A 25,332-nucleotide genomic window follows, 5' to 3' on the forward strand; every position below is an offset into this window, starting at 1 on the left:
AGCGTGTTCCTTCAAGACCTTGATGATCTGCTCTTCCGTGAACCTGCTTTTGCGCATCGTCCGTCTCCTCGGTGGAGAACAGAACCCTAACTCAAAACCGGGGGCGTTTCAGGGGAGCAGGTCAGCGGCTGTGGATGACGTCCCGGAAGGCTTGCTGCCAGGGTGGCTCCATCGACCTGTTATGCGAGTATCTAAGATTGCGAGCGTGACGTAGCGAGATGAACTATGCCAGACCTAGTGGATAAGCTAGCACACGAAGTTGCGTCTAGAATTCGGACGCTGGGTTTTAGTGAGCCTAATCAACAGGTGATCGGTAAGCTATTGGAGATGGCTTACTTGGCGACTTTGCGCCGCGAAGAGGGGCGATTTGTCAAAGGGAGCATCACCTTCGCAAATCCGAAGAAGCCTCACGCCGATCCCCCACCTCGGAGAAGAGCGGACTATCCAGTCTTCACAAAATTTGAAAAGCCTGTCGATCTGACAGTGCAATCCCTCGTCAAGCTCGCTTGTGCTATCGACCAATGGTCGGGGTCAATTGCGGTGTATCCCAGTCGGCGGAGCAAGATCGTCGCATGGGGTGTCGTCGATCAATTGGTTCAAGAAAACAAACGTATCAATCGAGAAGTCTCCGGCGGCTTCTCCAATCCGGGTCTCCTGACAGTCGTGATGGACGGCGTAGGCGACATCTCCGCTTATCACGGAAGTCTGTTCTTGGGGGGCCTAAAGGCGCAGAGCCTCGTAACTCGTGAAAGCGATGCGCTGGGTTCGATGTTAGTTGCGGAATACGTGGCCTATGCCTTCGAGCCGTTCGCGAAAGCGATCCATCGCGTCGTCGGCGGCAAGAGCGATGAGATGGAAATTTTGGATTTTCTAGTCAGGGCGTGCGAGGCTTCCATTGCCCGGCTTTGCATCGGTCTGAAGCAGCGTGGGACTGGGGGAGCATTTCTTTTAACGCCAACGCCCATGGACGCGCTTCTGGCAGTAAAGCACGCGTTCGAATATCCACGTCTCATGAACGCTACGATCCTTCGCGTACTAGATGAGGAGTCTTTGCGTAAGGTCTGGAGTGTTCAGAACGAGTTTATCGAGCGAGATCAGTCGGTCCCGGGAGACTTAGTTCGATTGCATTCCCGAGCAGAGACAGACGCGGACGATCGAGAGGACGAAGTGACGGGCGCAGTCAAACTAGTCGCCTCTCTGGCCGCCCTCGATGGCTTGGTTCTGCTTAGCCCAACGCTTGCAGTGAGAGGGTTCGGCGTGAAGATCGGCGCGGCGCCAAATGTATCTACGGTATACGACGGTGAAGGGTTTTCTCGCCGCGGTACAAAGGCGCGTAAGATCGATCTATCAAAATTCGGAACGAGACATGGATCGATGCTTCGCTACTGTGCACAAGATCGTAAGGCGCTTGGCGTTGTCGTGTCTCAGGATGGATATGTGCGCTTGATGATGACGGTCGGGAACAGCTTGTTGTTTTGGGATAACCTAAAGCTCTTGGGCCATGACGAATTTTCGCGAAAAGCAGCTATCGAGAGAAAAAAGCGGCGCGAGTCTCGCCGTACAGGCGCGAAACCGTTGTGGCTCGGCTACACTGAAATGCCAAAGACAGTCGAACGTCTACTGAAAGAAGGATCGTAAGGGAGGTTCGAAGTTGACATCTTCATCGCGAGACGCGTTGATTTGCGAGCTCGTAGGATGGGTTGAGCCCTTGCGAAACCCATCGCTTGTCTACCCGTTCACCGTAATTCCTCCGGGTCCCGAAGAATGCCGGGCAGCGCAAAGAGCGCGGGAGAAGTGTCGCTAATCTTTACCGTCGCGCTTAGAAATCGCATCACGCACAGATGGAGGCAGGTTGTTGAACATTTCTTCGATACGTTTCTGACTTGCTATGCGGCGTTCGACTACAAGATTCACGAGACTCAAGAGGGTCGTAGCTGTCGCTCTGTCGTCCTTGAGGTCCACCTGCCCCGGATGAACCGCGTTGTTGCCAATTACCCGAACAATGTCGAGCGCCTGCTGAATCTCCGTATCGAGCCCCTTTCGAACGAGAGCCTTGATATCATCATTTATGTTTTTTCCCTTCTCGCCGAGGTCAATCATTAGCTTTTGAATGGCGAGGCGCGCCAGTGCAGCGGCTCCTCGGGGCGAGTGGTCTACTATCGACGCAGCTTCGACAAAGTCTTCTTTCACGTCGGAAGGCATATCATCATGCGGCTGCACTCCCGCATTACTGGCAGGCCAAATGAGTGCATCCTTGATCCAGATAGAAAGACCTTCACATGAAAAGCATTTCGAAACATGGACATTTAGTAGAGCGTTGTCGGCTTCGAAGCCATGATCTTCAGCATCCAGCATCACGATAGAGTGCTTCTTCAGCTGCTTGATTGCTCTTAGCGCGCTAACGCTTGATGGAATCATATCGTTGGCGTTAGCGAGCGTGGGACGCTGGTCCTCGGTAACTTCGCTCAAGCCCACCTCGTGCCAGCTTTGTGCGGCGAACGCTCCGCATAACGGGCATGAGAAGGACGGCAGCCCCAACTGCGGCACTACTTCCTTAGCTGGCATTTCGTAACCTCCAGCAGTCCCGCACTGAACCGCAAGTACACTGCTTATCCTTCCGCCTCAACCTCTGCGACTTTGTCTAGGATCGTCTTAACAAAATAAAGATCATCCCGGTCACTGATGATCTTCTCTTTCGCCCTTGTGATGGTGCGAAAGTTCATCTCGAACACGGTCTCCCAATCGGCTACAAGATAGTTATGCAAACCCTGCTCCTTGTGCCGAAACAAGAGAGCATGCTGAGGAGATATGGGTAGCGTGATTTCACAGCCGGGAGACCCAAGCCCGGGAGGCATGACGCGAAAACGCTCCTCTACAGGAGGATGATACGTGACCGCGGGGCTATCACTCGTCAGAAACGGGTGCTCCGATTCGTTTACTATTAGGTCAATACCGAAGTTCTCAGCCAACACCTCGATGTTGACGGCTAGACGATCAATGAACCAAGTACCCATCGGATCGTCAGCATACCTTTGGGCCTCATCAAGACTAAGCGACGGCCCTTTCCTTAGCGATGGAATTGGCTTGACGTTAGGATCGATCTTTATCGTTCGCGCTTGTGCGACGATATCGCGCCACTGCCCCGCGAAGTGCTCGATGTGTTGAGGGGGCCGCGCCATCAGTGCCCCTGCGAACACGTACAGGTTTGCGATATCTTCCTCAGTAAGATCGGCGTCCACCTCGATCCTCTTGCGCACCTTCACGAAGGCATCCTCCCACTGACCAAACGTATGCTCGATCCTTAGGTCACGCGTGATCCCATCAAAGATGGTGTAGAGATCGGGCATATGTAGGTATTCGCAGGGCTCTTCTTCTTGTGCTCGTTTCCGGTGCGATCGAAGATATGCACATAAGGCTCGTAGTTATCCGGCGTCTCTGGATCAACCCAAGCCTCCAAGTATGATCTGGGCACCCAATGCTGATCTTTATGCTTGACCATCCATCCCACCCAAGGACGCGAGAGGCGCACGAATCGTCCCCCGCACGCTTACGGCGAAAATGAAATATTCCGTCATCGGCATCAACCGCTTAGCGATTTAGTTGACTACCTATACACGGGAAGGCGCATTTGGCCTGTGGGACCTGCCGACGCTCGCCAATTCAGCGACGAACATTGAAATCGACTTCAGGAAGCGGAGCTAACGCCGCCCTGGAACGACGGGGAGGGTAGGGCCGCCGTTTCCCCTTGAGCCCCCCGCCGATTCGTGCGACCTCCGCCCCCAGCAAAACCCCTCATTTCGAGCCTTCGATGCACATTCTCCTGCTTGGTTCCGGCGGCCGCGAACATGCCCTGGCGTGGAAAATCGCAGCCTCTCCCCTGGTGACCAAACTCTGGTGCGCGCCCGGCAATGCCGGCATCGCGCGCGAGGCGGAATGCGTGGCGCTGGATGTCGCCGACCATGCCGCCGTGATCGACTTCTGCAAGACCAATGCGGTCGAGCTGGTCGTGGTCGGCCCGGAGACGCCGCTGGCGGCCGGCATCGTCGATGACCTCACCGCCGCCGGCATCAAGGCGTTCGGGCCGAACAAGATCCCCGCCCAGCTCGAAAGCTCCAAGGGCTTTACCAAGGCGCTCTGCACCGAATTCGGCATTCCGACCGGCGCCTACAAGCGCTTCACCAACGCCAATGACGCGCGTGCCTATGTCCAGAGCCAGGGCGCGCCGATCGTGGTGAAGGCCGACGGGCTTGCCGCCGGCAAGGGCGTCGTCGTCGCCAAGACCGTGCGCGAGGCCGAGGACGCCATCGCCATGATGTTCGAGGGCGCGTTTGGCGAGGCCGGCGCCGAGGTGGTGATCGAGGAGTTTCTGCCGGGCCGCGAGATCAGCTTCTTCGCGCTGTGCGACGGCGAGACCGCCATTCCGCTGGCCTCCGCCCAGGACCACAAGCGCGTGTTCGACCACGACGTCGGGCCGAACACCGGCGGCATGGGCGCCTATTCGCCGACGCCTTTGGTGACATCAGCGATCCACGACGCGATCATGGCGAAAATCATTTTGCCGACGGTCGCCGGCATGAAGCAGCGCGGCACGCCGTTCCGCGGCATTCTCTATGCCGGCATCATGCTGACCACGCAGGGCCCAAAGCTGTTCGAGTTCAACGTCCGCTTCGGCGATCCCGAGTGCCAGGTGCTGATGCTGCGCATGATGTCCGACATCGTGCCGGCGTTCCTTGCGTCATGCGATGGCCAGCTGAAGCATTTCGATCTGCGCTGGTATCCGGAATCCGCGCTCACGGTGGTGATGGCGGCGAAAGGCTATCCCGGCGACTATCAGAAGGGCACGCGGATCGAGGGGCTCGATGATGCTGCAGGGGTCAACACCGTCGAGATCTTCCACGCCGGTACGGTCGAGAAGGACGGCGCCATCCTCGCCAATGGCGGCCGCGTGCTCAATGTCTGCGCGCTCGGGGCGACCGTGACCGAGGCGCAGGCGCTCGCCTATCAGGCCGTCGACCGCATCAACTGGCCGGACGGTTTTTGCCGCCGCGATATCGGCTGGCAGGCGGTGGAAGCGGAGAAGGCCAAGGGCTGACAAAGGGCTGACAGCGGTTTTCGCTGCTCGCGCGCAAGGTCCGGCCGCTGCCCGTCGGCACTCCAAAAATGTGCAGGCAGGTGTTGAACTTAGCTACTGTGCATGGGGTTGTTTTCGACGTTCTGGGAGGAACCGATGTCCGATCTCGCCGACCTCTATCCCGGCTTCGCCTCCGAATGGATCGACACCTCGTTCGGCCGCATCTTCGCCCGCGTCGGCGGCAAGGGGCCGCCGCTGCTGCTGCTGCACGGCTTCTCCGAGACGCATGTGATGTGGCATCGCGTCGCGCCGCAGCTGGCCGACCAGTTCACGCTGATCATCGCCGACCTGCCGGGCTATGGCTGGTCCGACATGCCCGAGAGCGACGCGCTGCACATGCCCTACAGCAAGCGCGCGATGGCCAAGGCCATGGTGGAGGCGATGGAGCGACTCGGCCATGTCCACTTCGCGCTCGCCGGCCATGATCGCGGCGGCCGCGTGTCGTATCGGCTGGCGCTCGATCATCCTGGCCGGCTGTCGAAACTCGCGGTGCTCGATATCCTGCCGACCTATAATTATTGGGAGCGGATGAACCGCGCCTACGCGCTGAAGATCTATCACTGGACCTTCCTCGCCCAGCCCGCGCCGCTGCCGGAGACGCTGATCTCGGGCCAGGGCGAGTTCTTCCTGCGCTTCAAGATGGCGAGCCAGACCAAGTCGAAGACGCTCGACGCGATCGACAAGCGCGCACTCGCGCACTACATCGCCCCGTTCCGCGATCCCGCCCGCGTGCACGCGATGTGCGAGGATTATCGCGCCGGCGCCTATATCGACTACGATCTCGACAAGGCCGATTTCGAAGCCGGCAAGAAGATCACGATCCCGATGCTGGCGCTGTGGGGCGGCGTCGGCATCGCCCAGGCCGCAGCGACCCCGCTCGACATCTGGAAGCAATGGGCGACCAATGTCGAAGGCCAGCCGGTGGACTCCGGCCACTTCCTCACCGAGGAGAATCCTGACGTCACCGCGAAGGCGCTGCGGGAGTTTTTCGCTAGTGGTTAACGCCGCTCCCGAAAGAACTCCTTGAGCAGCCGCGCCGCCTCGCTCTCGCCGACCCCGGAATAGACATCGGGAGCGTGGTGGCAGGTTGGCGACGCAAAGAACCGCACGCCGGACTCCACCGCGCCGCCCTTGGGGTCGGCCGCGCCGTAATAGAGCCGGCGGACCCTTGCAAAGGAGATCGCGCCCGCACACATGGTGCAGGGCTCCAGCGTCACGTAGAGGTCGCAGTCGACCAGGCGCTCGCTGCCGATCTTTTTGGCCGCCTCGCGCAGCGCAATGATCTCGGCGTGTCCCGTAGGGTCGTAATCGGTCAGTGTCCGGTTGGCGGCGGTGGCGATGACCTCGTAGTTGCGGACCACCACGCACCCGATCGGAACTTCGCCCGCCTTTCCGGCATTTTCGGCCGTTTTGAGCGCCAAATCCATGAAAGAGGGGGCTTTCAAGCCTCGTATCATCCGAAGAAACCTGCTAGTAGCTGCGCCTTCAGCAGAAGTGCTTACCGAATTTGCCTGAGCATGCGGCTCGAAACGAGCGCGCACAATGCTTTCTGGCCACCCCCTGAGTGAGATTATTCATGCCTCGCGACAGCGACAAAGACAACGATTCCCGCGGCCGGCGAGGCCCCCCCAAGGGACCATCCAAGGGACCATCGAAGGGCGGCCGCAGCGGCAAGCCGCGCGGTCCCGACAAGAAATTCGCCAAGCGCGGCTTCGAGCCCAAGGGCGACGGCGACACGCGTCCACCCCGCGGCGATCGCGATAGCCGTCCGCCGCGTGGCGACCGTGACAGCCGTCCGTCGTTCCGCCGCCGGGAAGAGGGCGATGCGCCGCGCCGCGATTTTTCCGACCGTCCCCGCTTCAAGCGCGACGAGCGCGGCGGTGAGGGCCGCGGCGAGCGCAGCTTCAAGCCACGCGGCGACCGTCCGTTTTCCGATCGTCCGTCACGCGATGGCGAGAAGCGGCCGTTCAAGCCGCGCGGTGATCGACCCTTCTCCGGGCGCGACGACCGTCCGCCGCGCAGCCGGGATCGCGACGATGCGCGTCCCGCCGGTCGCTTCGGCGACAAGAAGTTCGGCGACAAGCGGCCGTATGCGCCGCGTGGCGAGCGTCCGGAGCGCAAGTTCGACGGCGAGCGGAAGTTTTCGCGCGGTGCACCGGACCGCAGCGACCGCCCACGCGATCGCGGCGAGCGCAGCGATTCAAAACCTTGGCAGAAGCACGATGATCGTCCGCGTGGCGATCGTCCGCCGCGCAAGGACTTCAGCAAAGGCCCGCGCAAGGATTTCGGCGGGCGTGACCGCAGCGAAGACAAGCCCTGGCAGAAGCGCGAAGGCGGTGGTGAGGACCGTCCGCGCTTCTCGCGTTCGCGCGACGATCGCGCATCGGGTGATCGTCCGTTCCGCGATCGGCCCAAATTTGATCGCCCGAAGTTTGATCGGCCGCGCGAGGATCGTCCCAAATTCGATCGGCCCCGTCGTGACGGCGATGGTGACCGTGGTGGACGCGGCGGTGATCGCCCGAAATTCGATCGCCCGCGCGAGCGCTCTGAAGGGCGCTCCGACTGGCACGAGCATCCGCGCAGCGAAGGCCGCTTCGGCGATCGACCGCGCCGTGAAAACGAGGACGAGAGCCGGATCTTCGAGAAGCGTCCGGCCTTCGGCGGCCGTGGCGCCTATCGCGCGCGCGAGCGTGATTTCGAAGGACGCCCACGTCGCGAAGAGGCGCCGAAGCCGAAGAAGCCCGGCGAACGCATCGCCAAGGCGCTGGCGCGTGCGGGGCTTGCTTCGCGCCGCGATGCCGAGGAGATGGTCACGCAGGGCCGCGTCACCGTCAACGGCCGCGTGATCAACTCGCCGGCGCTCGACATCACGAAGAACGACGTTGTTTTGGTCGACGGCAAGCCGTTGCCGGAGCGCGAGCGCACGCGGTTGTTCCTCTATCACAAGCCGCGCGGGCTGATGACGACGCATGACGACCCGGAGGGGCGTCCGACCGTGTTCGACAATCTGCCCGAAGGCCTGCCGCGCCTGATCTCGATCGGCCGGCTCGACTTCAACACCGAAGGCCTGTTGCTGCTCACCAATGACGGCGGCCTCGCACGTACGCTGGAGCTGCCGGACACCGGCTGGCTGCGGCGCTACCGTGTTCGTGCTCATGGCGACGTCACGCAGGCTCAGCTTGATCAATTGAAGGAAGGCATCGAGGTCGAGGGCGTCAAATACGGTCCGATCGAGGCGACGCTGGAGCGCGACCAGGGTGCCAATGTCTGGCTGGTGTTCGCGATCCGCGAAGGCAAGAACCGCGAGGTGCGTAACGTCTGCGCCCATCTCGGGCTCGAGGTGAACCGGCTGATCCGCGTCTCCTACGGCCCGTTCCAGCTCGGCGAAGTCCCCGAGGGCCAGGTCGAGGAGGTCCGCGCGCGCGTGCTGCGCGATCAGCTCGGCGAGAAGATCATCGAGAAGTCGGGCGCGCAGTTCGACGTGCCGCAGAAGTCGTCGTCCGGCGATGACGACAGCGCACCGCGCGAGAAGAAGCCTGCCACCAAGCGCGATGTGATCAACGATCGCAAGGGCCGCCGCGTGCTGGTGCAGCGCACCGGCAGCGAGGAAGCGCGCGAGCGCAATGAGGCCGAAGCCAGCGGCTACGGCCCGCCGCGCCGTCCCAAGCGCGGCTATCACGGCAAGCGCGATCTGACGCCGAAGGAGGACTAGGGTTGCGCGTCGTCGGCGGTCGATTGAAGGGGCGCAATTTGGCCTCTCCGTCCTCGCGCGACATCCGTCCCACGGCGGATCGGCTGCGCGAGTCCGTGTTCAACATCCTCGTGCATGCCTATGACGATCCGATCCTGGACGCGCGCGTGCTTGATCTCTTTGCCGGCACGGGCGCGCTCGGCATCGAGGCGTCCTCGCGCGGTGCGAAGTTCACGCTGTTCGTGGACAACGGCGCGGAGGCGCGCGCGCTTCTGCGCAACAATGTCGAGACGCTAGGTCTCGGCGGCATCACGAAAGTCTATCGCCGCGATGCGACCGATCTCGGCCCTGCGCATCCCGTCGAGCCGTTCTCGCTGGTGTTCCTCGATCCGCCCTACAGCAAGGGCTTTGCGGAGAAGGCGCTGGCGTCCTTGCGCGATGGCGGCTGGCTGACGCCGGGCGCGTTGCTGGTGGTGGAAGAGGCCAAGGCCGCGCAGTTCGCGACGCCGGAGGGGTACGAGGAGCTGGAGCGGCGGGCGTATGACGACACGGAGTTCGTGTTTTTGCGTAGGGCGGATTAGCGCAGCGTAATCCGCCATCGCGCTTTCCGCGGATACAGAAGTGGCGGGTTACGCTACGCTAACCGGCCCTACGGCACCGTCACCGTCTTCCGAACAGCTTCTCCACATCGGCCAGCTTCAGCTCGACATAGGTCGGACGGCCGTGATTGCACTGGCCGGAGTTCGGCGTCTCCTCCATCTCGCGGAGCAGCGCGTTCATCTCCTCCGGTCGCAGCCTGCGGCCGGCGCGCACCGAGCCGTGGCAGGCCATGGTGGCGGCGACGTGCATCAGACGGCGCTCCAGCGGCAGCGCCTCGTCCCATTCGGCCATGTGCTCGGAGAGATCGCGGAGCAGTCCGCCCGCATTGGTCTTGCCCAGCAGCGACGGCATCTCGCGCACCGCGACCGCACCGGGGCCGAAGGATTCGATCGCAAGGCCAAACGAGCCGAGCTCTTCGCTGCGTTCGAGCAGTCGTTCCACCGTGGCCTCGTCCATCTCGACGATCTCGGGGATCAGGAGGATCTGCCGCTGCACGCCGTTTTCCGCGAGCGAGGCTTTCAACCGCTCGTAGACGATGCGCTCATGCGCGGCGTGCTGGTCGACGATGATGAGACCGTCGCGGGTCTGCGAGACGATATAGGTCTCGTGGAGCTGCGTGCGCGCAGCACCAAGCGGACGGTCGACAAGATCGGCAACGGGCTGCGTCTCGAACCGCACGTCGGCGCTCGGTGCGCCGACGTCGAACGCAGCCTGAGCACGCTCGGCGAAGGCGGGCGCGGCGGCGCCATCGAACGGCGGCATTGGTGCGACCGGCGCGGATGGCGAAGCTCGCCAGTCCCAGCTTGCGGGGCGCGGCGGCGTGAAGGCCGGGCGGAACGACGACAGCGCGCTCTCGCCGCTGTTGGCGGCGGTGCGGCGGCCCTCGCGTGCAAGACCTTCCTTCAGCCAGTGCACGATCAATGCACGTACAAGGCCGGCGTTGCGGAAGCGAACCTCGGTTTTGGCCGGATGCACGTTGGCGTCGACTTCGCGCGGATCGAGCGTGACGAACAGCGCCAGCACCGGATGCCGGTCGCGCGGCAGGTAGTCGGCATAAGCCCCGCGCACCGCCCCTAAGATCAGCTTGTCGCGCACCGGACGGCCGTTGACGAAGAGATATTGCCCGAGTGCGTTGGCCTTGGTCAGCGCGGGTGCGGCCGCATAGCCGGCGACGACGACGCCCTCGCGCTCGGCGTGGACCTCGAAGGCATGGCTGCGGAACTCCGCGCCCAGGATGTCGCCGAGGCGCGTCAGGCGCCCGGCCGCGCCGGGCAGGGCAGCCGCCCAGGTCACAGGCGCGCGCTCCTCGCCCGCGAGTGTGAAGGCGACATCGGGCCGCGCCATGGCGAGCCGCCTCACGATCTCGCGGATTGCCTCCGCCTCGGTGCGGTCGGTCTTCAGGAATTTCAGCCGCGCCGGCGTCGCGTAGAAGAGATCGTTGACCTCGACGCGCGTGCCGTGCGCGAGCGCCGCCGGCATGATCTCGGACTTCTCGCCGCCTTCGACAGTGAGCGCCCAGGCATGCGGCTCGCTGGCATGCCGCGTGGTGATGGAGAGCCGCGCGACCGAGCCGATCGAAGGCAGCGCCTCGCCGCGGAACCCGAGGGTGCGGATCTGGAGCAAATCCTCGTCGTCGAGCTTGGACGTGGCATGGCGCTCGACTGCGAGCGACAGGTCCCGCTGGGTCATGCCACTGCCGTCATCGGTGATGCCGATCCGCCGTCGCCCGCCGCCATCGGTGAAGATGTCGATCCGGCTCGCGCCGGCATCGATCGCGTTCTCGACGAGTTCCTTGACCACACTGGCCGGACGCTCGACTACCTCGCCGGCGGCGATTCGGTTGACGACCTGCTCTGGCAGCTGACGGACGGGCATGGACGTGATCTTGGGCTCGATCTGGGATTCGCTGGGTGCGCTATTCTATGCCGTGTTGCGTCAAAAGCATGCGCCAAGCAACAGGATCGTGGCCGTCTGGGGAGAAGTGTGGACTATCGTCTTGAAGCCATTGGACGTTCGAGCCAATCGCGCGTCGGCCGTGGTCCTCGCTCAGTCTTGATTGTGAGGTGCCGGGCCGCGGTGTAGCATCGTGAAAAAACGGCAACAGGACGGGAGGACGCCATGTGCCATCTCTTCGCGCACCAGCCCCAACGCGACTATGAATCCCAGACCCGTAGCTTGCGGATCGGCGGGCACTGCACCTCGATCCGGCTGGAAATGGCGTTCTGGGACACGCTGGAGGAGATCGCTGCCAAGGAGAGCATGAGCCTCGGCAAGTTCCTGACCACGCTCTACAACGAGGTGCTCGACCACCACGGCGAGGTCAACAATTTCGCATCGCTATTGCGGTGTTCATGCCTGATCTATCGCTCCAGGAGCGTGGCGCAGGTGCAGGAGTTCAAGGCCACGGTGGCGCCGATTCTCGACGCGGCCGAATAGCCCCGCCGTCATTGCGAGGAGCTCTTGCGACGAAGCAATCCAGATGCCTCTGCGGAAGGATTCTGGATTGCTTCGCTGCGCTCGCAATGACGGGGAGAGGGCGGTGTGCTCCGTGCCGAGCGGATGACGTCGGACCTCAGATCTCCTTCTTCTGCATCGCTCCCGCAATGTAATCCGCCTGCCGGATCGCGAGCGCGACGATGGTCAGCGTCGGGTTGCAGGCCGCGCCGCTGGTGAACTGGCTGCCGTCGGAGACGAACAAATTCTTCACGTCGTGGCTCTGGCCGAACTTGTTGACGACGCCGTCGCGCGGCTTCTCGCTCATCCGGTTGGAGCCGAGATTGTGCGTGCTTGGATAAGGCGGCGTCGGATAGGTTACGGTAGCGCCGACCGCGTCATACACTGCCGCTCCCTGCTTGTAGGCGTGAGCCCGCATCGCGAGGTCGTTGGGATGATCGTCATAATGCACGCTCGCCACCGGCTGGCCGAACTTGTCCTTCACGGTTGGATCGAGCGTGATGCGGTTGGTCTCCTGCGGCATGTCCTCGCCGACCAGCCACATGCCGGCCATCCGCGGATAGCCGTCGATCGCGGCGGTGAACGGCCGGCCCCATGAGCCGGGATTGAGGAACGCCGCCATGAAGGGCAGTCCGAGCGAGAGCGTTTCCATCTCATAGCCGCCGACGAAGCCGCGCTTCGGATTGTTGGGCGCCTCGTCGCGGATAATGCCGGCCATGGTGGTGCCGCGATACATGTGCACCGACTTCTCGAACACGGCGTAGACGCTGCCGGTCATGTGACGCATGTAGTTGCGGCCGACCTGGCCGCTTGAGTTGCCGAGGCCGTCGGGGAACATGCTGGAAGCGCTGTTGAGCAGCAGCCGCGGGCTCTCGATCGAATTGCCTGCGACCGCGACGATCCGCGCTTTCTGACTCTGCATTGCCCCGGTGTCGTCGGCATAGACCACGCCGGTGACTTTGCCGCTCGCATCGTGCTCGATCTTGACCACCATGCTGCCGGGGCGGACCTCCAGATTGCCGGTCGACTCGCCCTTGGGGATCTCGGTGTAGAGCGTCGACCATTTCGCGCCGGATTTGCAGCCCTGGAAGCAGAAGCCGATCTGCTGGCAGGATCCGCGTCCGTCGCGCGGCTGGCTGTTGATCGCCATGTTGCCGGTGTGCACGGTCTTGTAGCCGAGCTTTTTTGCGCCGGCCTCCAGCACCCGGAAATTATTGTTGCCGGGAAGTCCGGGAATGCCGTTGGTGCGGGTCACGCCCATTTTGTTCTCGGCCTTGGCGTACCACGGCTCCATTTCGGCGAGCGTCACCGGCCAGTCCAAAAGATTCGCACCGGGAATGTTGCCGTAGGTGCTCTTGATCCTGAACTCGTGCTCGTCGAAGCGCAACGAGGCGCCGGCCCAGTGGATGGTGGAGCCACCCACCGCCTTGACGATCCAGGCCGGCAGACCCGAGAAATCCTTGGCGACGCGCCATGTTCCCGACGTGGTGCGGGCATCGGTCCAGGCGAGCTGGGTGAAGCTGTCCCATTCGTCGTTGATGAAGTCCTGATTCTCGATGCGCGGACCGGCCTCGAGGATGACGACTTTGACGCCCTTCTGCGCGAGCTCGTTGCCCAGCGTGCCGCCGCCGGCGCCAGAGCCGACGATCACCACAACGCTGTTATCGTTCAGATCGAATTTTGCCATATGCGTTCTCCTGAACCGTTGGGTGGCCTTAAGCTTTCGGCAGCCAGTCGATGTCGGCGAAGCCGCGGTTGATGTAGCCGCCGTGCTCGGCGGAGGAACCCTCGTAGCCGAACCGCGGCCAGACCTCTTTCTGGTTGTAGAGGGAGACGACAAGGTCGCCGCGCACCTTCTGGAAGAAGTCGCTTTGCTCGATCTCCTTCAGCAGCACCACGCGATCGGCTTCCCAGGGCACCTCGGCATAGGGCGCCTTGTGGCGATCCCTCGCGTTCTGATCGAGCCTGGCAATGCCGTCGCTGATGAGCGCCTTGACGGAGGCGTCCTTCGCCGCCTTGTCGTCCCACGGCTTGATCGCGGTGATGTAGTAGCTGTCGCCGAGAACGTCGTGCGGATAGATGTCGCGCGCGACCTTCAGCAGCGTCTTCATCGTCGCGGGCGAAAGTGTGCCGGCCTCATCAGCCCAGGCGTCCTCGATACTGACACTGAGGCTGGTCGCGACAGCCACGACCGGCACGGCGGTTGCCGCGCCCTTGAGAAAGATACGACGGCTGTGCTTGCTTCGACGATCGACTTCTCTCATGGCATTCCTCCGTAGATTTTTGGATTTTATGTTTTGGTTAGTTGAAGCGTCCGCCTCGCTGGATCACCTCGATCTTGTAGCCATCGGGATCGCTGACGAAGAAGAAGCGCGCCAGCGTCTTGCCGTCGTGCTTGAAGTCGCGCAGCGGCCCCGGTGCGAGCTGCTCGCGCGCGAAGCGGGCATGTTCGGCATCGAGATCCTCGACCACCACGGCGAGATGGCCGTAGCCGTCGCCGAGCTGATACGGTTCCTTGCGATCGAAATTCACCGTCAGCTCGACCTCGAAAGGTGAGGAGGGGTGACGCAGATAGATCAGGGCAAAGTCTGGAAACTTCAGATGGTCGGCGACCTCTAAGCCGAAGGCGCGCCGGTAGAAGTCGAGCGAACGCGCTTCATCGAGCACGCGGATCATGGAATGGACAGGCTTGGCCATTCAGTTCAGCTCCTTGAGATAGCCGATGATGGCGGCGCGCGTCTCCGGCTTGCCCTGCCGATAGGCCATGATCACGCCGGGAATGACGGCTTGCGGATTCGTCAGCCAGGCGTCGAGCCTGGCCTCGTCCCAAATGAAATCCGCTTTGGCGAGGCCGTCAGAATAATGAAAGCCGTCGATCTTGCCGGCCGTCCGCCCCACGATCTTCACCAGCGGCGGACCCTGCCGCATCGGTTCCGACAAATTGGTGGTGTGACACACCGCGCATTGCTGCTTGAACAGCGTCGCACCATCCGGCGGCTTCGCGGCCGGCAATGGCATCTTCGCGTCAGCAACACGCGCCATCAGCACCATCGCGGTGCACAATCCCAGCATGACTGCGCGCATCGCCAAGATTCGCCCATCCACTTCACATTCGGCGTGCGCAAACTCTAGGCGGCGCCAAACATGCGGTGGTAGTAGCGGGCTGTTTCGCTGCAAGCGAAGCTGCTCGTGATGTGCGTTGTTCCGCGTTGCCGCATATGCGGAGCACAATTCCGCGAAACCGCCTCGAAATCCCTAAACGATGACCACACGAGGCGGATTGCATCGCGAACGCGCCGTTCGAACCTTCTACGCGATGAACTGGTCCGGCTCAGGCGGACGGCGCATCAAGCCGCCGAACCGATCATCGCGAAGATCCAGGAGAAATGGATGAAGTTGGTGAAGACCTCTGCAATCGCATGCGCCCTCTCGGCCCTCATTGTGACACCCGTTCTCGCGCAAGGTACGTCGTCTGGCGCCAGGCCTGGCGGCACCGTGCAAAGCAAACCCATGCAAGGCAGCACGATGGGCAGCGGCGACGAGGGGATGAGCGCCCAGCCGGGCGCGGCGGGCGAGACGACGGGCATGAAGTCGACGAAGGGCACCAGGGGTACGGTTGGCACCACAGGCAGTGCTGCGCACAAAGGGGCCGCCGACGATTCCGCGACGGGCGGCGCTGCCACGGGCAAGCGCTATTAGCCAATGGAGTGAAACGGCAGAACTCCGGTCGCCCTGCGGCCGGAGTTCTTTTGCTGTGCCTGCTAGTCGTCGAAACCGCGCCCGCGCTTGGACTTGACGTCGCTGCGGCGCTTCTTGCCGTCGAGCCGGCGTTGCTTGGAGGCAAAGGTCGGCCGCGTCGCGCGGCGCGGCGTTGGCCGGATCATCGCTTCGCTCAGGATCTCGACGAGTCGGTCGATGGCGTCCTGCCGGTTGCGTTCCTGGGTGCGGAAGCGCTGGGCGTGGATCACGATCACGCCGTCCTTGGTCATGCGCTGGCCGGCGATGCGGGCAAGCCGGATCGCCGCATCCTCCGGGATGGTCAGCTTGCGCGTGTCGAAGCGCAGCTGGGCCGAGGTCGACACCTTGTTGACGTTCTGCCCGCCCGGGCCGGAGGCGCGGACAAAGGCGATCTCGATGTCGTCCTCGTCGATGACGAGATCGCGGGATATCCGCAGCATGATGGCACCATTCGTGATGTCCGGACATATCGCGGACGCCCATTTTCGGCAATGGTGCATCTGGAAACGCAAATGGCCGGGCGAGCCCGGCCATTTCAGGAAACGTCAGGTGACGTCAGTTCGACTTGGTCGCCGGTGCGGCGGCCGGCTGCGCGGCGGCCTGCGGGGCGCGGCCGACGATGACAGTCAAAAGCCCCTGGCCCCACAGCCGCTTGGCGGCGGCCTTGGCGTCGTCCAGCGTCACCGCGTCGACAATGCCGTTGCGCTTCTCGATATAGTCGATCGGCAGCTTGTCCTGCTGATATTGCAGCAGCGCCTGCGCGAGCTTCGAGGAGGTGTCGAGCGCCAGCATCTGCGAGCCCTTGAGGTACGACTTGGCCTCGTCGAGCTCCTTCTGCGTCGGGCCCTCGTCGGCGATCCGGCGCACTTCCTTCTCGATGGCATCCATGGTGTCGCCGGCGCGATCGGCGCGGGTGCCGGTGTTGCCGATGAAGACCGCCGAATGCTCCATCCAGAGCAGCGATTCGAACACCGAATAAGCCAGCCCGCGCTTCTCGCGGACCTCGCGATAAAGCCGCGAGGACAATCCACCGCCGCCGAGGATATGGTTGACGACGTAGGCCGCCATGAAGTTCGGATCGCTGCGCTTCACGCCGGGACCGCCGAAGGTGATCACGGTCTGCGGCACGTCGAGCGGCACGAACGCGCGCTGCGGCGGCTTTGCGGCCTCGACGTCGGGGACCGGCGTCAGAGTGGCTTTGGCAGGCAGGCTGCCAAACGTGTGGTCGAGCAACTTGCCGAGGGTGGCCGGATCGACGTCGCCGACCACTGCGATCTTGAGTGTGTCCTTGGCAAGGTTGCGCCCGACGTAATCCTTCATGTCGGCAACCGTAATGGTCGGAACGCTCTCCAGCGTGCCGGTGGTCTGCTGCCCGTAAGGGTGATCGCCGAACGCCATCTCCAGGAATTTGCGGCTCGCGAGCGAGCTCGGGTTGGTGGTGTCGCGGCGCAGGCCCGAGATGACCTGCGAGCGGATGCGCTCGACGTCGGCGATGTCGAAATGCGGGGAGGTCAGCGATGAGCGCAACAGGTCGAAAGCCTCGTCCTTGTTGTCGCGGAGCATGCGCAGGCTGCCGCGGAAAGTATCGCGGGTCGCGCTGAAGGAAAGCTCGATGGCGCGGCGGTCGAGCCGCTCATGGAACGTCTTGGAATCGAGATCGCCGGAGCCCTCGTCGAGGAGGTCGCCGACCAGATTGGCGACGCCGGACTTGTCCTTGGGATCCTGCGCCGAGCCGCCGGCAAAGGAATATTCCATAGCGATCAGCGGCACGGTCGCGTCCTGGACGAACCAGGCCTCGATGCCGCCCGGCGAGACCAGGTGCTGGATCTTTGCCGCCGCCTGCGAGGGCGAGACTGAGGCAAGCGCGAGTGCCGCGCCGGTGGCGACGGACAGTGCGAACTGACGTGCACGAAGGAAGGGATGGGTCACGAACGCTTCTCCTCGCGCTTGGCAGCGGTGCTGGTGTCCTTAATCAGATAGCCGGTCACCGAGCGCTTCTTCTCGAGCCATTTTTGCGCGGCTTCACGGACCTGCTCGGCGGTGACGGCGCGGATGCGGTCCGGCCAGCTTCGGATGTCTTCGATCGACAGGCCTGTGGTCAGTGCGCCGCCATACCAGCGCGCCAGCACGGCCTGATTGTCCTGGGCGTAGATCGCCTCCGCGATGAGCTGGGTCTTGACCCGCTCGAGATCCTCGGCGCGGATCGGGTTCGCAATGACGTCCGCGATGACGCCGTCGATGACCTGCTCGATGTCTGCGAAGGTGACACCGGATTTCGGCGAAGCCGAGATCATGAATTGGGTCGGGTCAAGCGAGGTGCTCGAATAGCTGGCGCTGGCGGAGACCGCGAGCGGCTTGTCGACCACGAGCGCGCGGTAGAGATAGGAGTTGCTGCCGCTGCCCATCAACTGCGCCAGCACGTCGAGCGCGGCGCTCTCGCCGGCCGCGGCCGTCGTCGCCGAGGGCACCAGGTAAAAGCGGCGAAGGCTCGGCTGTTCGACGCGCGGGTCGGACAGCGTGACGGTGCGCGGTGCCGCCGGCTCCGGCTCCTGCGGGCGGATGCGCTGCGCGGGGATCGCGGGCTGGGCCGGGATCGGGCCGAAATTGCGTTCGACCAGCGGGCGCACGTCGGCGGCCTCGACGTCGCCGGCGATCACCAGGATCGCGTTGTTCGGCGCGTAGAAGCGGCGATAGAAGGCGAGTGCGTCCTCGCGATTGAGCTTCTCGATCTCCTGGTGCCAGCCGATCACCGGCCGGCCATAGGGATGGTTGAGGTAGAGCGCGGCCATGACCTGCTCGTTGAGGCGCGCGTCCGGGCTGTTGGCGACGCGCATGTTGTACTCTTCGAGCACGACGTCGCGCTCGGGCAACACATTCTCGTCCTTGAGGATCAGGCCGGTCATGCGGTCGGCCTCGAACTCCATCATGCTCGGCAATTGCTCGCGCGGCACGCGCTGGTAGTAGTTGGTGTAGTCGACCGAGGTCGAGGCGTTCTCGTTGCCGCCGACGCGGAGCACGGTCTGCGAGAACTCGCCGACCGGATGCTTCTCCGTACCCTTGAACATCAGATGCTCGAGGAAATGGGCGAGGCCGGATTTGCCCGGCGTCTCGTCGGCCGAACCGACCTTGTACCAGATCATCTCCGTGACCACGGGTGTGCGGTGGTCAGGGATCACCACGACCTGGAGGCCATTGCTGAGCGTGAAGCTGGCGGGCGGCGCAGACGTGACCGTCGTCTGGGCGAGTGCGCTGCCGACGGATAAAGCAGATGTCGAGAGCAGCGCGGCGAAGAGGCAGGCAACCGATCGGTGTGAGGACATCACGATCCTTGTGAAAGCCCGGACGTTGATGTCCGGGCGTGAAAGCACGGCATGCTACACCGCGCGGCTTTGAGCTTCGGGTCACGAAGCAGAGAACGCGGTCAAGTTGTACTTAAAAATAGGTCATCTGCCGCGTCCCGCCTACACCGGACGATTGCGGCGGGTCCACGCCTGCGTGCGATGGGCAAGGAGCCTATTGCTCCTTTTCCTTACCCGACCTGACGTCGAAATAGGTCCGCCGCGACTTATCCTCGCCGGTACCATAGGCATAGTTCGACGAAGGCGTCTGATATCCCGGCGGCGGCTCGGTCAGAGACTGACGCGGCGGCTCGGCCGTGAATTGCTTGGCTTCGTCCTTGTTGTTCGAAAACATCTTGAACAGGCCGCCGGTATAACCGAGCTCGGCCGGGCTCATCGTCGGGTGGTTGGTGTTGGAGCCAGGCTGGATCGGATCATTGATGGTCTTATCGGGGCCGGCCGTCCTGTGGGCGTCCAATTCGGCGGGCGACAGCGGGCGGGCGTTTTGCAAGTATTCCGCTTGCTTGTTGCCTGCCTTCTTCCGCGCAGCGATGGCCTCCTTGCGGCGCTTCTCGTCGGGATCCTTCGGCCAGTTCGGGGCATCCTTGGCCTCAGCGCCGGCGGGCGGCGGCAGGTCGAGCTTGGGCGGCACCACCAGCGGCGAGCGCTCGCGGTACTCGATGCCCTTCTTTTCCATGCTCTTGCCGCCGATGCCGGACATCAGATTGTCGATGAGCTTCTCTTCGAAGGTCATGTCGTCGTCATCGTCGCCATCGTCACCGGCGCGGACCGGGCCTGCCGACATGACGAGGCCGATGCCGAGGGCTGCGGCTGACAATTTCAGCGCCAACCAAAATCCCCGCCGGGCGTCTCGGCCGATCGAACCGCTGGTCTCGGAGCTGCGCATGCCTGTACCTGTTCCATAATGTGGCAGTCTTGATGATGCCGGTCTTGCCGCGGCTCGCGCGACCACCCCTCGCCAAGCAAGGTTCCGCCTCCGGTCCGTATCGGCCGGGATCAGGGCGCTTTTGCGGCGGGTACCCCCAGGAAGGAATCATACAATAGGGCCGCGACCCCAGCAACGATGGCCACGTCTGCCAGATTGAAGACGTACCAATTATAGGTATTTCCGCCGATTTCGATGTGGAACAGGGCGAAATCGACCACCGCGCCATAGGCCAGGCGGTCGATGCCGTTGCCGATGGCGCCGCCGATGATCAGTCCCAGGGCCATCGTGGCGAGCCGGGTCTGCGACCGCGCCATCCAGATCGCGAGCGCAATCACTGCGATGACCTTCACCGCCATCAGCGCGAGCTGCGCGGCCTGACCGTCGTTCTGGAGCCAGCCGAAGCTGATCCCGATGTTCCAGGCCAGCACCAGGTCGAAGAACGGCGTCACCTTCACCACGCCGCGGCGGGCAAGGTCGAACCCGTTCAGCAGCCAGAGCTTTGAGACCTGGTCGGTCACGAGCGTGACCAATGCCGCGAGGATGCCGGCGCGGAGCGGGGTCATGGGCTGGGATCAGACGCTCACACCCAACGCCTTCCATTCGCGCAGCGCCTTGGCGTCGCGCGGGGTGACGTCGGGATATTCTGGGTCTTCCCCCACGGTCGGCGAGATCTTCCAGGAGCGGGCGCATTTGGTGCCGACGGCCTTCTCCACCACGACCGCGACGCCGGGCACGGCATCAAGACGGAAAGCCGCGGCCGGCGCTTCGCCCTCGCGCACCTCGTAGTTCGAGGTGATGCAGATCTCGGCGAGATCGGTGTCGAACAAGGTCGCCAGCATGTCGCGCGCGGCGACATAGATCACCGGCGAGGCCTCGAGCGAGGAGCCGATGTTCTTGGCGGCACGTTCGAGCTCCAGCGCGCCCGTGACGACGCGGCGGACATTGCGGATGGTCTCCCACTTCGCGGCGAGCTTGTCGTCGTGGAATTGCTCGAGGCCTTCCGGGAACAGCGTCAGATGCACCGATGCTTCGGCATCCGGCTTGTACATGCGCCAGCCTTCCTCGGCGGTGAAGCTCAGCACTGGCGCCAGCCATTTCAGGATTGAATTGCACAGCAGGTCGATCGTGGTCAGCGCCGCCTTGCGTGTCAGGGAGGACGGCGGATCGCAATAGAGCGTGTCCTTGCGGATATCGAAATAGAACGCCGACAGCTCGCTGTTCAGGAACGCCGACAGCGTCGCCACCACGTTCTTGAAGTCGAACGTCTCATAGGCCTTGCGGACCAATTCGGCACGGAGCGCAAGCTCGTGCAGCATCAGCCGCTCGAGCTCGGGCATCTCGGCAGGAGCGACCGCGTCGGCCGGCTTGTAATGATGCAGCGTGCCGAGCATCCAGCGCACGGTGTTGCGCAGCTTGCGGTAGGTCTCGACCGTGTTCTTCAGGATCTCGGGGCCGATGCGCTGATCGTCGGTGTAGTCGCAGGACGCGACCCAGAGTCGCAGGATGTCGGCGCCGGATTCCTTGATGACGGCCTGCGGCTCGATGGTATTGCCGAGCGACTTCGACATCTTGCGGCCGTCCTCGGCCTGGGTGAAGCCGTGCGTCAGCACGATGTCGTAGGGCGCGCGACCGCGGGTGCCGCAGCTCTCCAGCAGCGAGGAGTGGAACCAGCCGCGATGCTGGTCCGAGCCTTCGAGATACATGACGGTGTCGGTCCCGCCGTCGACCTTGCGCTTGATGCCGGCAAGGCCGGGGAATTGCACGGGGTCTTCGAGCACGAAGGCGTGCGTCGAGCCGGAATCGAACCAGACGTCGAGAATGTCGTCGACCTTCTGCCAATCCTCGTTCGCGCGTGAGCCCAGGAAGCGCTCGCGCGCGCCTGTCGCGTACCAGGCATCCGCTCCTTCCTTTTCGAAGGCATCGCCGATGCGGGTGTTGACGGCCTCGTCCTGGAGGATATCGGCCGAGCCGTCGCCCTTCTCGCGGACGAACACGGCGATCGGCACGCCCCAGGCGCGCTGACGCGAGATCACCCAGTCGGGACGGGCCTCGATCATGCCGTTGATGCGGTTCTCGCCCGAAGGCGGCACCCATTGCGTCACCGAGATCGCGTGCAGTGCGCGGGCGCGCAGCGTGTCGCCGGACTTGGTCTTGCCGTCGGTCGCAATGTCCTTGTCCATCGCGATGAACCATTGCGGCGTATTGCGGAAGATCACCGGCTTCTTCGAGCGCCAGGAATGCGGATATTGATGCTTGAGCCGGCCGCGCGCGAGCAGCATGCCCCTCTCGACGAGCGCCTTGATCACGGCCTCGTTGGCATCGCCCTTTTCACCCTTGTCGTTGATGACGCGCTTGCCGGCGAAGCCGGGCGCGTGGTCGGTATAGGCGCCGTTCTCGTCGACGGTGTAGGGGATCGCGCTGCTGATGCCGCGGGCATCGAGCTCGCGGGTATTCACCGTCCAGACGTCGAAGTCTTCGCGGCCATGGCTGGGCGCGGTGTGCACGAAGCCGGTGCCGGTGTCGTCGGTGACATGGTCGCCGGACAGCAGCGGCACGATGAAGTCATAGCCGCCGGCAAGGCCCTTCAGCGGATGGGCGCATTCGATTGCGTCCATGGTGTCGCCGGGGATGTCGCGCACCTTCTCAAAGGCAGTGACACGCGCTTGCTTGAAAACCTCTGCGGCGAGCGCATCGGCGAGGATCAGGAGATCGCCGGTCTTGGCCCAATTGTCGGCCGGGGCGTCGGTCACCTTGTAGAGGCCATAGGCGATCTTCGGCGAGAACGAGATCGCGCGGTTGCCCGGCAGCGTCCAGGGCGTGGTGGTCCAGATCACGACGCTGGCCGAGGCCAGCGCGCCATGCGCGGGCGAGGTGACCGGGAATTTCACCCAGACCATGTCGGACGTGTAGTCCTCGTATTCGACCTCGGCTTCGGCGAGCGCGGTCTTCTCGACCACGCTCCACATCACGGGCTTGGAGCCGCGATACAGTGTGCCGTTAGCGGCGAACTTCATCAGCTCGCGCGCGATCTGGGCTTCGGCCGGATAGTTCATGGTGGCGTAGGGATGAGCCCAGTCGCCGATCACGCCGAGACGCTTGAACTCCTCGCGCTGCACGTTGAGCCAGTGCGTGGCGTAGGCGCGGCACTCCTTGCGGAAGTCGATCATCGCGGTGCTGTCGCGGAAGTCGGGCTTCTGCTTGCCCTTCTTGCGATAGTGCTCTTCCTCGACCTTCCATTCGATCGGCAGGCCGTGGCAGTCCCAGCCCGGCACGTAGTTGGAATCGAAGCCGAGCATCTGCTGGCTCTTGGTGACGAGATCCTTGAGGATCTTGTTCAGCGCCGTGCCGATGTGGATGTTGCCGTTGGCATAGGGCGGGCCATCATGCAGCACGAACTTGGCGCGGCCCTTCGCGCTCTCGCGCAGCTTCTCGTAGAGGCCGATCTCATACCAGCGCTTGAGGATCTCCGGCTCGCGCTGCGGCAGCCCGGCGCGCATCGGGAATTCGGTCTGCGGCAGGAACAGGGTCTTTGAATAGTCTTTGGCGTCGGAATTTTGGGACTTCTGCGGCTTTTCGGACATGAGGCTGACTGGCTCGGAATGGCGCGGGAACGGATGGCGATGCGGAATCGCGGGGTGAAACGACAAAATCCCGGTCTTGCGCCGAGCCTCTAGGCTCAGGCGGAAGCCGGGCCGCTAATCCCTATGATGCGCCGCGAAAACATGGGCTCTCCATAGCAGGGGGCCAAGGGAAGCGCAAAAGGTAGAAGCGCAAAGGTCCGGCGGGCCGGCCTTGAGCCCTCAATCGACGGTCCCGAGCCGCGGAAACGCGTCCGGGGCGGCGGCCAGCATGGCGCGGGCGCGGGCGGAATCGTCGTCCATCTGGCGGACCAGGGCATCGATATCGTTGAATTTCAGCTCCTCGCGGATGAAGCCGACAAAGGCGCAGTCCAGCGCCTGCCCGTAGAGGTCGCCCTTGAAGTCGAACAGGAAGATCTCGAGCAGCGGCGCGCCATTATCAAAGGTCGGCCGACGGCCGAAGCTCGCCACCCCGTTCAGACGCTCAGGCCCGCGGCCGACCCGCACGGCATAGATGCCGTGCTTCAGGCCGCAATTGGCATCGAGCCGGATGTTGGCGGTGGGATAGCCGAGGTCGCGGCCGCGCTTCTCGCCATGAATGACCTCACCGGTGATGAACCAGGGCGCGCCCAGCATGGTGGTGGCCTCGTCGAGCTGTCCCTCGGCGAGCGCGATCCGGATCGCGCTGGAGGAGACCGGCCGCTCATCGATATCGACATGCGGCTGCACGTCGACCTCGATGCCCAGCCGGGGGGCCTCGTTGACCAAAAGGCCGGGTGAGCCGACGCGTCCTTTGCCGAAATGAAAGTCGTAGCCGACCGCAATCCCGCTGACGCCGAGGCGCCCGATCAGCTCATGGTGAATGAAGTCTTGCGCGGTGGTCCCGGCGCGGGCCTTGTCGAAGGTCATGACCACGGCACCGGCAAGCCCGGTCCCGGCCAGAAGCCGCAGCTTGGCGCGTTCGTCCGTTAGGCGAAATTGCGGGGTGTTGGGGCTGAAAAACCGGCGCGGATGCGGCTCGAAGGTCAGCGCCAGCGCAGGGCGGCCATGCAGTCGGCCCATTTCCAGGGCTGCGGCGATGACGGCCCGGTGGCCAAGATGGACCCCGTCGAAATTGCCCATGGCGACCACCGCCCCCTTCAGGATCGCAGAATCCGGCGTGGTATCGCGGATAACGGTAAATTGCGGGGCCATCAGGGGAATTCTCGAGCCGGCGGGACCGGCCGGGACCGTGGCGTGACCCGGCCGATGAAGTCAAGCGGGAGGGTGCGACCGCATTGAACATGATTCAATCTTTCGAAGGCCGCCCCAGTTAACGCGCTGTTTAACGCCTTGGTGCTAGTCCTTGAAATGTGGAACCGCGGGCTACGGCCCGGCAGGTGCGATTGTAATATTTCCTGGGTTTGCGTTGGGGGAGTCGAGATGGCGGTTGATTTGTCGATGTCGGTTCTGGTGGTGGACGACTACAGCACCATGATCCGTATCATCAGGAATCTCCTGAAGCAGCTTGGCTTCGAGAATATCGATGATGCCAGCGACGGTTCGGCAGCGCTGAACAAGATGCGCGGCAAGAAGTACGGCCTCGTGATTTCCGATTGGAACATGGAGCCGATGACGGGCTACGACCTGCTGCGCGAAGTGCGGGCAGATCCCAATCTCGCCACCACGCCCTTCATCATGATCACGGCGGAATCGAAGACCGAGAACGTGATCGCGGCCAAGAAGGCCGGTGTGAACAATTACATCGTCAAGCCGTTCAATGCGGCGACGCTGAAGACCAAGATCGAGGCGGTCTTCCCGGACATGGCGAGCGCGTAAGCGCGCGATCAAGCCATCCTGAATTTGGAAAGCCC

At 63.3% G+C, this 25,332-nt stretch carries 22 protein-coding genes and 1 pseudogene; 8 read left to right on the forward strand and 15 right to left on the reverse strand.

Translation table 11 applies throughout. From position 1 onward, the window contains the following. Nucleotides 1–225: 225 nt before the first annotated feature. Nucleotides 226–1,638 carry a putative sensor domain DACNV-containing protein gene (locus FXB40_RS39170; RefSeq protein ID WP_347339801.1) on the forward strand — a complete coding sequence of 471 codons (1,413 nt, stop codon included), beginning with the start codon at nucleotides 226–228 and terminating at the stop codon, nucleotides 1,636–1,638. Between the two features lie 162 nt (nucleotides 1,639–1,800). Here the strand turns inward: FXB40_RS39170 and FXB40_RS39175 are convergent, their stop codons facing one another. Together FXB40_RS39175 and FXB40_RS39180 are read right to left on the reverse strand one after the other, a co-directional pair. Beyond that, the gene (locus FXB40_RS39175; RefSeq protein WP_210352225.1) at nucleotides 1,801–2,565 is read right to left on the reverse strand and encodes a DUF4145 domain-containing protein; all 765 of its coding nucleotides are present in this window, start codon (nucleotides 2,563–2,565) and stop codon (nucleotides 1,801–1,803) included. Between the two features lie 44 nt (nucleotides 2,566–2,609). Further along, nucleotides 2,610–3,392 (reverse strand): annotated as a pseudogene (locus FXB40_RS39180) (DUF4238 domain-containing protein); the annotation flags it as partial. Nucleotides 3,393–3,808: 416 nt separating this feature from the next. Here FXB40_RS39180 and purD point away from each other — a divergent pair. Next, the gene (gene purD, locus FXB40_RS39185) at nucleotides 3,809–5,092 is read left to right on the forward strand and encodes a phosphoribosylamine--glycine ligase (RefSeq protein WP_148777617.1); all 1,284 of its coding nucleotides are present in this window, start codon (nucleotides 3,809–3,811) and stop codon (nucleotides 5,090–5,092) included. A 135-nt stretch (nucleotides 5,093–5,227) separates the two neighbouring features. After that, nucleotides 5,228–6,133, forward strand: coding sequence for an alpha/beta fold hydrolase (locus FXB40_RS39190; protein ID WP_148777618.1), 906 nt, complete (start codon nucleotides 5,228–5,230; stop codon nucleotides 6,131–6,133). Here FXB40_RS39190 and FXB40_RS39195 read toward each other — a convergent pair. Further along, a complete protein-coding gene (locus FXB40_RS39195) occupies nucleotides 6,130–6,588 on the reverse strand; it encodes a nucleoside deaminase (protein WP_092230031.1) in 459 nt (152 codons plus the stop codon). The two genes, FXB40_RS39190 and FXB40_RS39195, sit on opposite strands and share 4 nt — an antisense overlap. A gap of 119 nt (nucleotides 6,589–6,707) precedes the next feature. On the opposite strand from FXB40_RS39195, the gene FXB40_RS39200 reads away from it, so the two are divergent. Then, nucleotides 6,708–8,843 (forward strand): pseudouridine synthase, encoded by a 2,136-nt coding sequence (locus FXB40_RS39200; protein ID WP_187437462.1) that lies wholly within the window; start codon nucleotides 6,708–6,710, stop codon nucleotides 8,841–8,843. Nucleotides 8,844–8,845: 2 nt separating this feature from the next. Continuing rightward, a complete protein-coding gene (gene rsmD, locus FXB40_RS39205) occupies nucleotides 8,846–9,403 on the forward strand; it encodes a 16S rRNA (guanine(966)-N(2))-methyltransferase RsmD (protein ID WP_148777620.1) in 558 nt (185 codons plus the stop codon). 79 nt (nucleotides 9,404–9,482) lie between these two features. Here rsmD and mutL read toward each other — a convergent pair whose 3' ends face one another. Continuing rightward, nucleotides 9,483–11,297, reverse strand: a complete 1,815-nt coding sequence (mutL, locus tag FXB40_RS39210; protein ID WP_148777621.1) for a DNA mismatch repair endonuclease MutL — start codon at nucleotides 11,295–11,297, stop codon at nucleotides 9,483–9,485. A gap of 243 nt (nucleotides 11,298–11,540) precedes the next feature. Between mutL and FXB40_RS39215 the strand changes: the two genes are divergently transcribed. After that, nucleotides 11,541–11,858, forward strand: a complete 318-nt coding sequence (locus tag FXB40_RS39215) for a ribbon-helix-helix domain-containing protein (RefSeq protein ID WP_148777622.1) — start codon at nucleotides 11,541–11,543, stop codon at nucleotides 11,856–11,858. Nucleotides 11,859–11,994: 136 nt separating this feature from the next. On the opposite strand, the gene FXB40_RS39220 is transcribed toward FXB40_RS39215, so the two are convergent. From FXB40_RS39220 to FXB40_RS39235, 4 genes are read right to left on the reverse strand one after another with little or no spacing between them, the layout of a single operon-like run. After that, nucleotides 11,995–13,563 (reverse strand): GMC family oxidoreductase, encoded by a 1,569-nt coding sequence (locus tag FXB40_RS39220; protein ID WP_148777623.1) that lies wholly within the window; start codon nucleotides 13,561–13,563, stop codon nucleotides 11,995–11,997. Between the two features lie 28 nt (nucleotides 13,564–13,591). Further along, entirely contained in the window at nucleotides 13,592–14,140 is a 549-nt protein-coding gene (locus tag FXB40_RS39225; RefSeq protein WP_148777624.1) for a gluconate 2-dehydrogenase subunit 3 family protein, read from the reverse strand. A 37-nt stretch (nucleotides 14,141–14,177) separates the two neighbouring features. Beyond that, on the reverse strand, nucleotides 14,178–14,573 hold the full coding sequence (locus FXB40_RS39230; protein ID WP_148777625.1) for a VOC family protein: 396 nt from the start codon (nucleotides 14,571–14,573) through the stop codon (nucleotides 14,178–14,180). Continuing rightward, nucleotides 14,574–14,960, reverse strand: coding sequence for a c-type cytochrome (locus FXB40_RS39235; RefSeq protein ID WP_148777695.1), 387 nt, complete (start codon nucleotides 14,958–14,960; stop codon nucleotides 14,574–14,576). A gap of 306 nt (nucleotides 14,961–15,266) precedes the next feature. Here FXB40_RS39235 and FXB40_RS39240 point away from each other — a divergent pair, with 306 nt between their 5' ends. Then, nucleotides 15,267–15,575 carry a hypothetical protein gene (locus FXB40_RS39240; protein ID WP_148777626.1) on the forward strand — a complete coding sequence of 103 codons (309 nt, stop codon included), beginning with the start codon at nucleotides 15,267–15,269 and terminating at the stop codon, nucleotides 15,573–15,575. 62 nt (nucleotides 15,576–15,637) lie between these two features. Here the strand turns inward: FXB40_RS39240 and arfB are convergent, their stop codons facing one another. The 7 genes from arfB to FXB40_RS39275 form a co-directional block, all read right to left on the reverse strand. Further along, the gene (gene arfB, locus FXB40_RS39245; RefSeq protein ID WP_148777627.1) at nucleotides 15,638–16,054 is read right to left on the reverse strand and encodes an alternative ribosome rescue aminoacyl-tRNA hydrolase ArfB; all 417 of its coding nucleotides are present in this window, start codon (nucleotides 16,052–16,054) and stop codon (nucleotides 15,638–15,640) included. 115 nt (nucleotides 16,055–16,169) lie between these two features. Beyond that, a complete protein-coding gene (locus FXB40_RS39250; protein WP_148777628.1) occupies nucleotides 16,170–17,543 on the reverse strand; it encodes a M16 family metallopeptidase in 1,374 nt (457 codons plus the stop codon). Further along, nucleotides 17,540–18,934 (reverse strand): M16 family metallopeptidase, encoded by a 1,395-nt coding sequence (locus FXB40_RS39255; protein WP_148777629.1) that lies wholly within the window; start codon nucleotides 18,932–18,934, stop codon nucleotides 17,540–17,542. The genes FXB40_RS39250 and FXB40_RS39255 overlap by 4 nt, the downstream gene beginning before the upstream one ends. A 193-nt stretch (nucleotides 18,935–19,127) precedes the next feature. Next, a complete protein-coding gene (locus FXB40_RS39260) occupies nucleotides 19,128–19,859 on the reverse strand; it encodes a hypothetical protein (protein ID WP_148777630.1) in 732 nt (243 codons plus the stop codon). A 110-nt stretch (nucleotides 19,860–19,969) separates the two neighbouring features. Next, nucleotides 19,970–20,464 carry a signal peptidase II gene (lspA, locus tag FXB40_RS39265; RefSeq protein WP_148777631.1) on the reverse strand — a complete coding sequence of 165 codons (495 nt, stop codon included), beginning with the start codon at nucleotides 20,462–20,464 and terminating at the stop codon, nucleotides 19,970–19,972. Nucleotides 20,465–20,473: 9 nt separating this feature from the next. Continuing rightward, complete coding sequence (gene ileS, locus FXB40_RS39270) at nucleotides 20,474–23,482, reverse strand: isoleucine--tRNA ligase (protein ID WP_148777632.1); 3,009 nt, start codon at nucleotides 23,480–23,482, stop codon at nucleotides 20,474–20,476. A 219-nt stretch (nucleotides 23,483–23,701) separates the two neighbouring features. Then, on the reverse strand, nucleotides 23,702–24,673 hold the full coding sequence (locus FXB40_RS39275) for a bifunctional riboflavin kinase/FAD synthetase (protein WP_148777633.1): 972 nt from the start codon (nucleotides 24,671–24,673) through the stop codon (nucleotides 23,702–23,704). Between the two features lie 228 nt (nucleotides 24,674–24,901). Between FXB40_RS39275 and FXB40_RS39280 the strand changes: the two genes are divergently transcribed. Next, the gene (locus FXB40_RS39280; RefSeq protein WP_007596883.1) at nucleotides 24,902–25,297 is read left to right on the forward strand and encodes a response regulator; all 396 of its coding nucleotides are present in this window, start codon (nucleotides 24,902–24,904) and stop codon (nucleotides 25,295–25,297) included. Nucleotides 25,298–25,332 lie beyond the last annotated feature (35 nt).

It is taken from the genome of Bradyrhizobium rifense, from assembly GCF_008123425.1.
Taxonomy (GTDB): domain Bacteria; phylum Pseudomonadota; class Alphaproteobacteria; order Rhizobiales; family Xanthobacteraceae; genus Bradyrhizobium; species Bradyrhizobium rifense.